Here is a 12,549-nt window from a genome sequence, read left to right as displayed (position 1 = left end):
TGGTGGGCGATGAGAGCCCACAAGATAACCGGAAAAACAATAGTTTAACGGTAAGTGAGACATCTAAGAAAGTTGAGGCTTTTCAGTCTTTTGTAAATGGCAGTGTCTCATCAATCGACGATGCTGCGCGCTGGCTTGTCCTCAATCGTTCGGCCGTTGTTGGCCCGGTTATCCCCTTCCTGAAGGAAAAGTTCGGCCTATCGAACCCTGAAGCTGTCGAGGTGACGAAGGCCGCTCATGTGCTGCAGTACGGGAAAGCGCGATGACCGGCTCTTTCCCAGTCAGCAACGCGCTGCTGCGCACGCGCCTTCTGTCGCGCCCATACGACGACCGCGACCGCTACTTTGAAACAGGACAGGGCACGAGGCCCGCGAGCAAGGCATACGAAAAGCAATCGTCGGCACGGGCGGCTGAGCGCGTTGTAGCGCGAGCCCGCCGCCGTCCGGTCACCAGCGAGCAGCGCTCCAAGGAAATCCAGCGCCGCCGTACATGGTCGAGTGCTGGCAACATGCCGCCTGAAATCCGCGCCTGCTATTCCGAGGCCGAACGTGCGGCCCTCTGCGTGATTGCCAAGCGTTGCAGCGAAAAAGGCTTCTGTGATCTCTGCATTGATGAGATCGCACGCTTAGCCGGCGTTGGTCGTACGTCAGTGCAGAACGCTCTTCGTAAAGCGCGCTCGAAGGGCGTTGAGCATATCTCCGTTCGAGAGCGCCCGCAGCGATCCGGCAAGAGCCTTACTAACATCATCAAGATTGTTTCGTCGTCGTGGCGCGGGTGGATCGAGCAGGTCATAGGGTTCAAACGTTTGAGCACTTCACTGACTCAAATAAAAACCTCTCCTTCCAAGTGTGTGGAAACTGAAAAATCGGCTTTTGAGAGGGAGTATGCGGCTTCCGTCCGAGAGCCCTCAAATCAACCGCCCACATGGCAGGCACGGTCCGCTGAGAAATGGTCGCGCTACTGGCGCACCCCGACCGCAGCGCGCGGTTAGGTCACCGAGGCGCGGGCAATGGCCGAACTGGATACGAAAACAATCAAAAGGCTGCGCAAGCTCCTGCCGATGCTGACCAGTGACCAGCCGGGGGAAGTCCTCGCCACTGTGGCGGCGATCCTGCGAGCCTTGAGCGGTAAAGGCGCTTCGATACACGATCTGGTCGCGGCATTGGGTAGGCCGCGAAAGCCGCGCGTCATTGAGCGGATTGTCTACCGTGATCGTATCGTGGTGGAAGAGAGGATCGTCTACCGCGACCGCGAGGAAGCACCCAAAGAGCTTGTCGGCGCGGCCATGTCGGCTGATGAGGTGTTGAAGACGACGCGGATGCTGCTTGCGGACGCCTTCCTGAATGATCGGGAGCACGGCTTCGTTTGCAACATGCTGGCGCGCGCCGAATGCGGGGGCGACCGGTTCGCCATCACACCAAGGCAATTCATCTGGCTTCAAGAGTTGACGGTTCGTCATCGCGAAATGGAGGCGGCGTATGGCTGACACCCGCCCCCATTCAGGGACCGTGCGACCAAAGAGCCTGCTCGACGGGCCTGGGGGACTGCGCGATTTCAGCAGTTGCACCCTTCGCAACCGGTACACGGATACACGTGTGCACACGTGTTTTGCACGCATTTGCACGGGTGGCGACCGTGACTAAGGCAAGCACCGACCCGAAAACGACGCTGCGTTGGTTGGGGCAGATCGCGCAGCACGTGGCGGCGGGCCGTCCGCTCCCGTATCACCTTTCGCTGTTCCTGCTTCAGGGGCTTTCTCCCTTCCTCGAAACCGCTGGCGAAATCTCGCTCGATCAGGCCTTCGGAACGCGCCGCCACGGCGGCATTAGTGCCGCCAATGCCGTGAAGAACGCCCAGCGCGACGACATGTTGCGGCATCTCCGCAACATTCACCCGGAGTGGGGTGCCTTGGCTCCGAGTGTTGCAAGCCGCCGCATGCGTCAGGCCTTCGAGCGCTACGAAGCGGCGCGCTGGAAACGCGAGAAAAGCGCCACTTCCGCGCCGTCCTCGGAGCCGTTTACGACCTTCTGGCGCGTCCTCAACGCCGGAATGCGGATGCCGCAGGAAGCCCGCCTTCGCCAGATCCTCGAACGTGAAATTCAAGAGGCTGTTTGAATTTCAGGTCGCGGGCGGGATTTTCCAAATCATCAACGGGGATATACCGAATGACCATCGACCTTAGCCGCCTGACTGTGCTCGGCACGATCAGCGCTCGCGAAAACGCCGCGCTGGAACAGGCCCGCGCCACGCTCGACGTGGAATTGACCGCCTCGAAAGAGGTTCGTCGCCAGCTTCTCGCCGAGCAGCGCCGCGACGGTTTAGCCAGCGAGCGCGGCAGCATCCGCCGCCGCATCGAACAGCTTCGCGCCAAACAGGGCGAAATCGACCAGCGTATCGAGGAACAGGAAGCCTCGATCGAACTGCTTCAGGAGCGTGCGACCGCCGCGCATCGCCTGCGCAAGACCTGCGAAGCGTGGGCCGCGCATCACGTCCAGACCGGAGGCGCGCAATGAGCGACATCGATCTCCGCCGCATCGTGGAAAAGTCCGTTGCGGGCGGCCAAACCCTCATGACGACGCTTGAGGACATCCGCAAGCGTATCGTCTTGAAGCGCTATTCCATCACCAAAATCCAGCAGGCACCGGTTTCGCCCGACGAAGCCTTGCAGCGTTTGAATGATTGGATTGAGGCGGCAACCGCTGGCAGCGCCGTCGAAAACCTTGCCGCCCGCTTCATTGCGCCCGGCTATCGCCAGCCCGCCAGCGCCGTTCCCTTGGAAATCATTGCCGCTGCGATTGCCGCTCCGCTCCGCGACCTGATCGGCGGCGCGATCTCCGAAAGCTACAGCTCCGCAAAGGGCATCTCCGCCGCTGAGCGCGCCCGCGAGCTGGCAAAGGCTGAACGCGAGTTGCTGGAACTTGAGTGCGCCGAAGAGGCGATCATTCGCCATGCCGAACAATGCGGGATCGATGTGCTTCGCCGCATCGACGCCGATCCGCGCGCCGTCCTTTGCTCCGGGGACTTTCTGAAATGAGCGCTATTGTTGACAAGAATACCATTCGCCTGACCGGTTCCGTGCAATCGAGCGACTTTCAGTCGGGCGAGGAGGGCTTCACCTCGACGGACGTGTTTTACGCGCTGGCCGGCTTCGATGACAAAGCCGCGATCACCGTCCACATCAATTCTCCGGGCGGTATCGCCACCGAAGGCGCGGCAATCTACGCGCTCCTGAAATCCCATCCCGGTCGCCTCGATGTGGTCGTGGAGGGCATCGCCGCATCCGCCGCCTCATTGATCGCCATGGCCGGCAAGAAAGTCACCATGGCTGCGGGTTCGGTGATGATGATCCACGACCCCGCAGCCGTCACGGTCGGCAATAGCGACGACCATTCCAAGACAATCGAAGCCCTTGAAGCGCTCGCGACCGCCTACGCCCGTGTCTATGCGGCAAAGTCGGGCAAGAGCGTCGCCGCCTGCCGCGAAATCATGAAGGCCGAAACGTGGTTCACGCCGGAAGAGGCGGCGAGCGCCGGCTTCGCGGATGCCAGCAGCGCCAAGTCCGGCGCGATTGTCGCCGCCTTCGATTACCGCCAATTCCGCAACGCGCCTGAAAAGCTGGTGGCGCTTGCGGCCTCTCAAAACTGGGGTTCCAGCAACCCGCCCAAGGCGCAGAAAACGCCGAAATCCAAGGAGAAAACTATGCCGCAGGATGATGCAGCCAACGCGGTCAAGAGCCGCATGAAGGCCATCATGAAATCCGATCAGGCCGAAGGCCGCGAGGCTCTTGCCGAGTACCTGGCCTTCGAAACCAGCATGTCCGTTGAGGAAGCTATCGCGCTCATGAACGCCGCGCCGAATCCTGCCGACACTAGCCAGCAGGAATATCACCCGCCGCGCACAATGACGATGAATGCTGCCGGCTTGAACCGTGGTGGCATGTCCCCTTCGGCAAGTGAACGTGCCGGCGCTGGCAAGCGCGCCAATCTCTCCGCCAACATGAAGCGCCGTTACGGCATCGAGTAAGGAACCGCCATGCAGACTTTTAGCTACAAAACGGAAAGCGATATCGTCAAAGACGAGGGTAGAAATCGCTTCTCCCGCGACACGGATATCCTTAGCTCCGGTTCCGGCAAGGTCGTGACCGGAACCGTCCTCGGAAAACTCACGAACGGCGGCAAGTTCAAGCCGCTCGCTCCCGATGCGACGGACGGCACGCAGATAGCCGCCGCCATCATCCTTCAGCATGCGGACGCGACCGCTGTCGATCAGGAGGTGGTCAACCTCAAGCGCCGCGCGCAGGTCGTTCTGCAAAACCTCGTCTGGCCCGGCGCGATCACCGCCGCGCAGAAACAAACCGCCCTCGATCAACTTGCCGCCCTCGGCATCATCGCACGCATGGGAGTGTAATCCGTTGCCTACTCCGCTCGACTATCTGAACGCTCCCGAATTTGCCGATGACCGGCTGACCGAGAGCATCAACATTCCTCCCTATGTGACCGGACGCCCGGCACAGCTCGGCATCTTCACCGATACGCCGATCCACACGACCTATGTTCGTCTCGGCGTTTCCGAGCAGGAACTAACCGTGATCCCTGCTCGCGAGCGCGGCGGCGAAACGAACCTCAACATGCGCGGCGACAAGAGTGGCGTGTCTTTCGATATTCCGCATTTCCCGCTCGATGATGCGATCATGCCGGCCGATATCCAGAACCTCACCACCTGGGGTGACGGTGACGTGATCATGGCGAGCCTTGAGGATGTCTACAACGACCGCCTCATCAACATGCGCGGCAAGCACGACCTGACGCACAGTTACCTCGATTGGGGCGCGCTGAATGGGATCGTGCTGGACGGCGAGGGCAAGCAGTTGCTCAACGTCTATGAAAAGTTCGACCTGATCGAGCATAGCGTCGAATACGATCTCGACACCGCCACCACGGAAATCTCGCCGCTCAATCGACAGGTGAAGGCCTATATCCGTCGTGAGCTGCGCGGCACGCCGGCGACCGGCCTTGCCGTTCTGGCCGGCGCTCAATTCTTCGACAAATACGTGGGCCATCCGAACGTGCTGGAAGAGCTTCGCAGCTATAAGGGCGATACGCCCAATCCGGGCCGCGATGATATCCAAGACACCTTCACCTATGCCGGCCTCACGCTTGAGCGCATTGACGAGGAATACAAGGTTCGCCAGTCAAATGGCACGCTTGTTTCCCGCAAGGCCGTGGCCGATGATGAGGCGATTGTGGTTCCGCTCGGGACACCGTTCTTCAAGCGCTATATTGCTCCCCCGGATACGATCAGCGGCGCGAACCGTCGCCCCGACCCGGACACGAAGGTATTCGTTTCCACGGATGATCTTCCCCACGATAAGGGCCGCGAAATTCATACCGAGTCCAACGTGCTGCCGATCTGCATCCGGCCGCAGCTTCTCATCCGTTTGAAGATGAAGTGAGGCCGGCCTCCGTAAGCCGTCAGATTGGCGGCTTACGGTCTGTCCAATCAAAAGAGCCATCTCTATTTTGAAAAGAAATAGGACCGCAAGAGGTCCGTTGCGAGATGGCAAGTCTGTGATTAGAGGAGGCTGTTCTTGGCCCTATATATTCATCGCGGTAGAAGTGCTACTCGACAAGGCAGCTAAAGGGATTCAAGCATTCTCGTATAGTGCGCGCGGAGGAGGTGGTCATTAGTCAAGCCATAGTCGGAGAAAGCAGGAATCACCGTCTGGACCAGTAGTTCCTCGGTTAGGTTGATGTTCCGCCCGGATAGCTTTACGCCATAGGCCACCACTTTCCGGACAAGAAACATCAGGGTGTGGCCCTGTAAATATGCTTGCGGATCAATGATTGAGGTCACGGGCTTGGATGTTCTATCGGCGCGCGGAATGGCTGCAATTGTGCTGAGGCAACACTTGCGCAGTGGACCGAGGTCGATTGTCGGTTCGCCAGTTTGATCTAGATGCTTGATGAAGTTTCCGTTGCTCACTCTAGGGAAGAGCGAACTCTTGAGCTGCCGCAAGTAAAAATCCACGTTGATAAATTTTAGCAGCTTTTTCAGGCAACCTTGGTATGCATTCGCTACGGCAATTGAAACGTGATTTGGTATGGCATCTGTTTTGATGAGCCTTTCAAGTGCTGTCTCGATGCTGGCGAACGTCAAAGCGTCATTCTCCCAGCTATAACCGTATGAATAGAGTACTCTTGGCGAGGCGATCTTGTCAGAGAGTAACTCGTCGAAGTCTGCGTCCATGGCAACGATCGTATTTCCAACTGCTCCCGCCGCAACCTTTTGCGCCATGCTCTCAAGCTGTGGCTTTCCACCAATAGGTTTGAGCGTAATTACTAAGTCAGGTCTCAATCGAGCGAATACCGCTCTCCAGAAAAGCACGTCATCTGAGCCTTGACCTGGGTTCCCCCCGCCTCCCTCTACATACACAGTATAGCGTGCGCCCGTGAATCGCGCTCGATTGGTGAGACCCCAATTAGACCTGTTGAACATTCTAATATACGAGCTCTTCCATAGAGAACACGTTCTCGCCGTACCGATTCACAATGTCTGGAGAGTGGGTTGCAAAGAAGATTTGAGCCTGAGGGCTGATTTCAAGGATAAGCGGAACGAGTTTCTCTTGCCATTCTATGTGAAGGGATAGCTCAGGCTCGTCGGCGATGTAAATATAAGGACGACGCTCACGAAGCAGAGTTTCCGCCAGTAGGATAATGAGCTGCTTCTCCCCTGATGAGAGTGCTGTTACGTCAATGTTGTCAGCATCACCTTCGTTATAAATTAATTCATCTGGAGCAGGCACAGAGATACCTTTTCGCAGCGCCTTTACTCGCAGAATGTTTCCGCTGTCGAAGAAAGCGACCTTTCGGTAAAGCATCTCATTTAACTTCTTGAGGAAAAGATCTTTATAATGAAAAATCATGTTCCTTCGGCTCTGGAGCATTCGCCACTTGTCCACCCATCCGTGAAGCTTCCAAATGTCATACATCTTGATAATGTTTGTAAACGGTTGGGCCTTTAGTGAGCCGGTAGTCAGTGTTTTCGCGGCGGAAATGTGACGGTCAACCTTGGGGATGTATTCCTCCGGTAACAACTTAAGTTCCCGAAGCATAGAGGTCAATTGTACCTTTTCTTCCTCTAAATCTAAGTGCCCAAGAAGCTGTACATCACCTTTATCTTTCTCCTCGACAAGAAAAGAGAGGAGAAGTTGCTTTTGGAAGCTTTCTACTTCATCGGAAAAGTCAGCGCCTAGCTTTGTGACGTATGTCGATAATCTCTGTATCGTATCTTGAATCTTAGTATCGACTTCCGATGTCCCAATTTTCGAACCATCTGGTGCCAATGCGTTGCTGCTAGGAACGCTTCGATTTAGAGCAAGCCATGTCACTTGAAAACGCTTCTGAAGTTCCGCCCTTAGCTTTCGCAGGTTTACGTTGATCGGATCGTTCGGCCGCCTGTAATACTTCGAGGGAAACGAATAGTTGAACGCATCTGGTTTCGACTTTGCGTCTTTAAAGCGATAGGTCACCGACACTGGATCATCGTCACTATCGACATGTCTCTCGACAAACAACGTGGGGCTATATCGCCTGTCAGGATGAGAAAACACTATCTCGGCGCTGCTAAAGTTGACTGCGAAGAGCGGGGCATGGCGGCCGGCCAAGATCCAGTATATGAGATTTATTAAGCTTGTTTTGCCGGTGCCGTTACGGCCGACCAGAAAATTGGCGTCTCTTTCGAGATCAATCACCAGAGGTGTTTCAGATCCTCTGTAGTTTTTAATGGTTATCTGCCTCAGCACCAGATCAGTAAGGAAATCGTCTTTTTGCTCGGTAGCCAATGCTGCACACTCCAATCGCGGTTCAGCTCCCGCTGCGCTGCCTAAGCATTACATGCTAAATCTTTACGCTGGCGTAAAGGTGTCACACCGAAGGCAAACCGGGAAGATCGCATGCAAACCAATACGAGGTGATCCCCTCGGCTCGTTGTAGCGGTCTCGTCTTATACCGATCAGCCATCATCCTGCAGCAGATCGCTCGAAAATCATTCGTCTGGTGTTGGCGCTAAGTTGCCGTGAACGCTACCGCCAAACTTGGTGGCATCCGCTGCCGCACTCCGCGAGCTTATTATATCTACAATTCGACCATGGAATATTCCCGAGCCTCACCGCCATCAGAACCAATTGCGACCACCTTTTCGCCATCCACACCCAGTCCTGCCCGGGAGGCCTGCCTCTCAGCCGACCTGTCTCGTGATAGGATTGCGGCGACATTGCGCTTTTTCCGCTCGCCCGACCAGCACGGTAATCCCACAGGCTCATCATTCGGCGGGCTTTTGTCGTTCTGCCCCCTACATTATGACGGCCAGACAAGACCAATCCCCGCGAATATGGCCGACGCCCCACTGAGCAAAGCCGCCCAACGATTCGCCCGCGCCGCGTGTCGCACAGCTTCCCGATAATCGGCCAAGGCGGGCATGACCTGCTCTGCGAACGCGCCCGCAGGAGGGTCCGGCACGAACGCGGAAGCTGATTTGTACCAGAACCATGATGCGCTGAAGGCGCATAGGGCCGCCAAACTATTAATTAACACTTTCATGCTGCGTCCCTCTCTCGCTAGAACTGCATTATCACCGTAATTCGGCGGAAGCGCTTCCCACAAGAAGGATTTGAAAAATCATAACCCGTTCCCAATTGAAACGGTTTTAGCGGCACAATTCTTCAGGACCGTGCCGGCTTGCCGCCCTTCACGGCTGAACCAGATTGATTTCCAGCTTCGCTCCGGTTGCCTCGGCATAGCGGCGTAGAGTAGCAAGTGAAGGCGATACGCCGCCGCCTTCCAGCCGTGCAATGGCCGATTGCGTGGTGCCGATGCGGCGGGCAAGCTCTGCCTGCGACAGTTTCGCCTTTGTACGAGCACCGATCAATGCTTCGACAAGCTGAAACTCTGCATCCGCCTTTTCGTATTCCTGCCGGAATTCGGGATTGTTCATCAGCTTTTTTTTCAGTTCGGCAATCTTGGTCATGGCTTCACCTCGTTCATTCGCTCTCTGGCTATCGCCAGCGCGCCCGGTGGCGTCTTCTGTGACTTCTTCACGAAAACATGCAGTACGATGACGCGACGGCCCGTAACGGTCACGTAGATGCCACGGGCTATGCCTTCGGCGGCTTTGGCGCGTAGTTCCCAAAGCTTGCCTTCCAGATGCTTCACATGCGGTTCGCGCAGTTGCTCAAGGCCGACATTCTCGACGGCCTCCATAAGACGGATCAATCGCGCCTGAAGGCCCGGCGGCAATGCCTCGATTTCAGCATCAGCGGCATCGTGCGTTTCGACTGTCCATCTCATGTATGCTATATAGCGCATACGCTATAATTATTCAAGTCGCCAAGTTGGCAAACCTAGATTTTGGCCGATTGGATGGTGGGTTTGGGGAAATGGTCAGGCTGCGGAGTGTATCTGGCTGCCTTCGTATGGTGGGGCCTACAGGCGTTCGGCTCCAAAATGGGTTAGTAAATCGCTTACCGCCGGAATCTTCCCCGCGTCAATCAATGCGATCATAATCTCAAGAAGAGTTGAACTATTTTCATTCTCAAAACTAATTTCTCGAACTTTCCTTCGGATACTTTCTTCAATCTCCTTAAAGACATATCCCAAAGATCTTAGTTCTTCGAAGGTTGGCTTTCCCCTAGGTCGTTCAGCGATCTTAAAATATACGTGAAGGGTCGCGGCGTAGACCACTTCATTTTCTCTAAGTACTGAAACGTCCTTGGCTATTTCACTTCGAGCAAAATCAGGTCCAAACGAATTTACCAGACGAATTTCGACTTCCAGCGGTACGTTACCCCGCCTACGCCAATTCGCGATTGCTTGTTTCGAGATGCCAAGCTTAGAGGCGGCCTCTTCATCCGTAGTGACGCCCAGCGCAGCTTTTAGACGCTCTATGTAAACCCGAATAGGTTCTTCCATCACGCTTGACATTCATAGGTTATGTAGTCATAGACTTCAACATGAAGTCAGTGACAACAGAAAAAGCCCAATTGACACCAGGCACAAGCCTTCTCGCGCAAGTGCGTTCGGGCTTTATCTATCAGGGAACATCCCTGAGCAAGTGGTGTATCGAAAATGGAGTGTGTCGGGTATGGGCAACTGATGCCTTACGCGGCAAACGAAACGGACCAAGAGCTGCAGAACTTCGCGCTTTGCTTTGGACGCACGCGCTACCCCATCACCGTCTCACAAATGAAAAAGTCGGCGTACTGGCCTGAGAAACCGCGCCGACTTTTCTAAACCTATGAAAGGTCACTTATGCAATTGAAGCGTACTACAGAAAACATCGGTCATGCAACTGCTCTCGACCGACTTTCCAAGCTTGCCACCCGCCTCGACTGCCTGACCGGCGATACGCAGGACACGCTTTGCGCCACCGAAATTGCGACAAGCCATATCGTTGACGTCCTTTTTCCGGGACGCAAGGCGAGCGATCATATCAAGGCGGTTTGGGCCGACGACTATTATCAGATCGATGCCCGCGAACGCAGACACATAGACTTCATGACGACCGACATGGTGGAGCGTGCAATCCGCGCCGACCGTATCGCAACCGAGCTTTCTGAGGAGCTCCTGCAACTCTCTTACGAAATGCGCGCCGCCGCCAACGCTGACAAAGCGTCCGATCTAGAGGGTTGCATTTCCGCGTGGAAGGCTGCGCACGCCGCTTGGATTGATACTGAAAAGGGCGGCGTTGTTTCTACCGATACGCCCGAAGCGGACACAGAAGAGAAGGCGCTTTTGGTCCTAGCTTCGTACCCGTGCGTTTCGTTGGGGGATATCCAGCGCAAGGCTAATCTGTTTCTGAGCAACGAGCATTTGTGCGGCGTGGCTTCGGATTATGCGCTGCACATATTGCGCTCTTTTTCGGGCGGGGAGGTCGCTCGATGAAAGACGCGCTCGCCAGTCCCGCATTTCTGAAGCTCGCGACAGCCAGTTCCGGTATCCGCCGCCAAGATTTTGAGGGACGCTCATGAAAAGTGCAGCCGGAGCAACCCTGCGCTCGTTGTCGTTGCCTCGTTTCGCGCTTCGCCGAGACGAGGTTGCGGCTTCTCTGGCGATTTCACCATCCCTGTTCGACAGCTGGGTGCATGAGGGTCTTATGCCAGAGGGCAGGAAGATCGGTGGCGTTGTCCTTTGGGATACCGAGTTGATTCGAGCCGCGTGGCAGGCTCTGAACGAGTACCGCGAATCGCATGCAGACGACGGGGGTGAAAACCCGTTTGATAATATGGTGGCGTGATGAAGACTGAGCTTCGTCACTTGGTGCACGATCCCGACAAGCGCGGGAATGATCGCTACTACGTCCGAATCAAAGGGCGACACAAGATCCGCATCCGAGAAACGTTCAAGGATGCCAAGGGCAACATTACCCGCGAATTCATGGCGGCCTATTGGGCCGCCATGGCCGCGCTTCAATCGGAACAGGCGCCAAAAAAGCCAGAACTGCCGCGCGAGGAGACCTTCAACTGGCTCTTCGACCAGTACTACCGGTCGGTTGCCTTCAAAAAATTCGAGGCTGATACGCAGAGGGACAAGCGTAGCGTTCTCAACCGATTCGCGGAGAAGGCGGGCGAGCTGCCATATAAGAAGTATCGTCGCGAAGACATGGAAAAGAGCCAGCAGGCTCGTAAGGATACGCCCGGAGCGGCCGACAAGCTGGTGAAGGTTCTGCGCGCCGTCTTCAATTGGGCGATGAACCAGAAGCCGGCGCTTGCCAGCCATAACCCCGCCGTTGGGATCGAGCCGATCAACAAACGCAAGGGCGGATTCCATACATGGACGCCTGACGAGATCGACCAGTTCCGCGCCCATTGGGCCATTGGCACCACGCCACGTCTCGCGATGGAGGTCATGATCAATATCGGCGCGCGCCGCTCCGACGCTGCGCGGATTGGGCCAAAGGACGAGTTCAGGCGTGAGGGAGAACGCTGGACGCGTTTCACTGCCTATAAGGGCCGCAACCGCTTCCCTGTGGAAATGGAGGCACGCCTTACGCCGGAGCTGATCGAAGCTTTGGAAAAGACGGAAACTGGCTCTGATTCGTACGTCCTCAGCGCTCGTACCACTCCTTATACTATAGAGAGCTTCGGCAACGCCTTCTCCCGCTGGTGCGGGGAGGCGGGTTTGCCGCATTGCTCGTCCCATGGCCTGCGCAAGGCTGCATCCGTCGCATACGCCGAAAGCGGCGCGTCCGCTCCGGAGCTGATGGCGCTCTTCGGATGGACGAACTTCAAGACGGCTCAAATCTACATCGAGAAGGCTGAAAAGCGGCGCATGCGCACGAACGCATTCGAGCGCAAAGCGGCATACGAAAAGCGATCAAGTGTCCCACTTTTCGAGCCGAAAACGGCGAATGAGACAAACGAGGAATAAAACGATGGAAAATCAATGTGATTTTTTGGAAGTGGTGGGCGATGAGAGCCCACAAGATAACCGGAAAAACAATAGTTTAACGGTAAGTGAGACATCTAAGAAAGTTGAGGCTTTTCAGTCTTTTGTA

17 protein-coding genes are annotated in these 12,549 nt (G+C 56.1%); 12 read left to right on the top strand and 5 right to left on the bottom strand.

Annotation, left to right across the window (positions count from 1 at the left end):
* The 9 genes from GA0061101_RS39800 to GA0061101_RS38020 form a co-directional block, all read left to right on the top strand.
* Positions 1-266: hypothetical protein (locus GA0061101_RS39800; protein ID WP_167669650.1), on the top strand; the 266-nt coding region annotated here is incomplete at its 5' end.
* Positions 263-991: a hypothetical protein gene (locus GA0061101_RS38055; RefSeq protein WP_092577772.1), complete on the top strand. Its 729-nt coding sequence runs from the start codon at positions 263-265 to the stop codon at positions 989-991. The genes GA0061101_RS39800 and GA0061101_RS38055, both read left to right, overlap by 4 nt.
* 18 nt (positions 992-1,009) lie before the next feature.
* The gene (locus tag GA0061101_RS38050) at positions 1,010-1,486 is read left to right on the top strand and encodes a hypothetical protein (protein ID WP_092577770.1); all 477 of its coding nucleotides are present in this window, start codon (positions 1,010-1,012) and stop codon (positions 1,484-1,486) included.
* Positions 1,487-1,635: 149 nt separating this feature from the next.
* Positions 1,636-2,115 carry a hypothetical protein gene (locus GA0061101_RS38045; protein ID WP_141694190.1) on the top strand — a complete coding sequence of 160 codons (480 nt, stop codon included), beginning with the start codon at positions 1,636-1,638 and terminating at the stop codon, positions 2,113-2,115.
* Positions 2,116-2,165: 50 nt separating this feature from the next.
* Positions 2,166-2,513, top strand: coding sequence for a hypothetical protein (locus tag GA0061101_RS38040; RefSeq protein ID WP_092577766.1), 348 nt, complete (start codon positions 2,166-2,168; stop codon positions 2,511-2,513).
* Entirely contained in the window at positions 2,510-3,034 is a 525-nt protein-coding gene (locus GA0061101_RS38035) for a hypothetical protein (RefSeq protein WP_092577765.1), read from the top strand. The genes GA0061101_RS38040 and GA0061101_RS38035 overlap by 4 nt, the downstream gene beginning before the upstream one ends.
* Positions 3,031-4,023 (top strand): head maturation protease, ClpP-related, encoded by a 993-nt coding sequence (locus GA0061101_RS38030; protein WP_092577763.1) that lies wholly within the window; start codon positions 3,031-3,033, stop codon positions 4,021-4,023. Before GA0061101_RS38035 ends, GA0061101_RS38030 begins: the two co-directional genes overlap by 4 nt.
* 9 nt (positions 4,024-4,032) lie before the next feature.
* Positions 4,033-4,407, top strand: coding sequence for a head decoration protein (locus GA0061101_RS38025; RefSeq protein ID WP_092577760.1), 375 nt, complete (start codon positions 4,033-4,035; stop codon positions 4,405-4,407).
* Positions 4,408-4,411: 4 nt separating this feature from the next.
* Positions 4,412-5,452, top strand: a complete 1,041-nt coding sequence (locus GA0061101_RS38020; RefSeq protein ID WP_092577758.1) for a major capsid protein — start codon at positions 4,412-4,414, stop codon at positions 5,450-5,452.
* A gap of 182 nt (positions 5,453-5,634) precedes the next feature.
* On the opposite strand, the gene GA0061101_RS38015 is transcribed toward GA0061101_RS38020, so the two are convergent.
* The 5 genes from GA0061101_RS38015 to GA0061101_RS37990 form a co-directional block, all read right to left on the bottom strand.
* Positions 5,635-6,495 carry a DUF4435 domain-containing protein gene (locus tag GA0061101_RS38015; RefSeq protein ID WP_092577756.1) on the bottom strand — a complete coding sequence of 287 codons (861 nt, stop codon included), beginning with the start codon at positions 6,493-6,495 and terminating at the stop codon, positions 5,635-5,637.
* A gap of 1 nt (position 6,496) precedes the next feature.
* The gene (locus GA0061101_RS38010; RefSeq protein ID WP_167669648.1) at positions 6,497-7,840 is read right to left on the bottom strand and encodes an AAA family ATPase; all 1,344 of its coding nucleotides are present in this window, start codon (positions 7,838-7,840) and stop codon (positions 6,497-6,499) included.
* 905 nt (positions 7,841-8,745) lie between these two features.
* The gene (locus tag GA0061101_RS38000) at positions 8,746-9,024 is read right to left on the bottom strand and encodes a helix-turn-helix domain-containing protein (protein WP_092577748.1); all 279 of its coding nucleotides are present in this window, start codon (positions 9,022-9,024) and stop codon (positions 8,746-8,748) included.
* The gene (locus GA0061101_RS37995; protein WP_092577776.1) at positions 9,021-9,344 is read right to left on the bottom strand and encodes a type II toxin-antitoxin system RelE/ParE family toxin; all 324 of its coding nucleotides are present in this window, start codon (positions 9,342-9,344) and stop codon (positions 9,021-9,023) included. The genes GA0061101_RS38000 and GA0061101_RS37995 overlap by 4 nt, the downstream gene beginning before the upstream one ends.
* Before the next feature lie 135 nt (positions 9,345-9,479).
* Complete coding sequence (locus GA0061101_RS37990; RefSeq protein ID WP_167669647.1) at positions 9,480-9,965, bottom strand: helix-turn-helix domain-containing protein; 486 nt, start codon at positions 9,963-9,965, stop codon at positions 9,480-9,482.
* Positions 9,966-10,304: 339 nt separating this feature from the next.
* Between GA0061101_RS37990 and GA0061101_RS37980 the strand changes: the two genes are divergently transcribed.
* The 3 genes from GA0061101_RS37980 to GA0061101_RS37970 all read left to right on the top strand — a co-directional run bounded on the left by GA0061101_RS37980 (position 10,305) and on the right by GA0061101_RS37970 (position 12,422).
* Positions 10,305-10,937 (top strand): hypothetical protein, encoded by a 633-nt coding sequence (locus GA0061101_RS37980; RefSeq protein WP_092577743.1) that lies wholly within the window; start codon positions 10,305-10,307, stop codon positions 10,935-10,937.
* 82 nt (positions 10,938-11,019) lie between these two features.
* On the top strand, positions 11,020-11,289 hold the full coding sequence (locus GA0061101_RS37975; protein WP_092577742.1) for a helix-turn-helix transcriptional regulator: 270 nt from the start codon (positions 11,020-11,022) through the stop codon (positions 11,287-11,289).
* Entirely contained in the window at positions 11,289-12,422 is a 1,134-nt protein-coding gene (locus tag GA0061101_RS37970) for a tyrosine-type recombinase/integrase (RefSeq protein WP_092577739.1), read from the top strand. The genes GA0061101_RS37975 and GA0061101_RS37970 overlap by 1 nt, the downstream gene beginning before the upstream one ends.
* Positions 12,423-12,549 lie beyond the last annotated feature (127 nt).

The organism is Martinezella lusitana (assembly GCF_900094565.1).
Classification (GTDB): domain Bacteria; phylum Pseudomonadota; class Alphaproteobacteria; order Rhizobiales; family Rhizobiaceae; genus Rhizobium; species Rhizobium lusitanum.
Note: the sequence above shows the minus strand (reverse complement) of the source record. Positions and strands in the feature narration are given on the sequence as shown.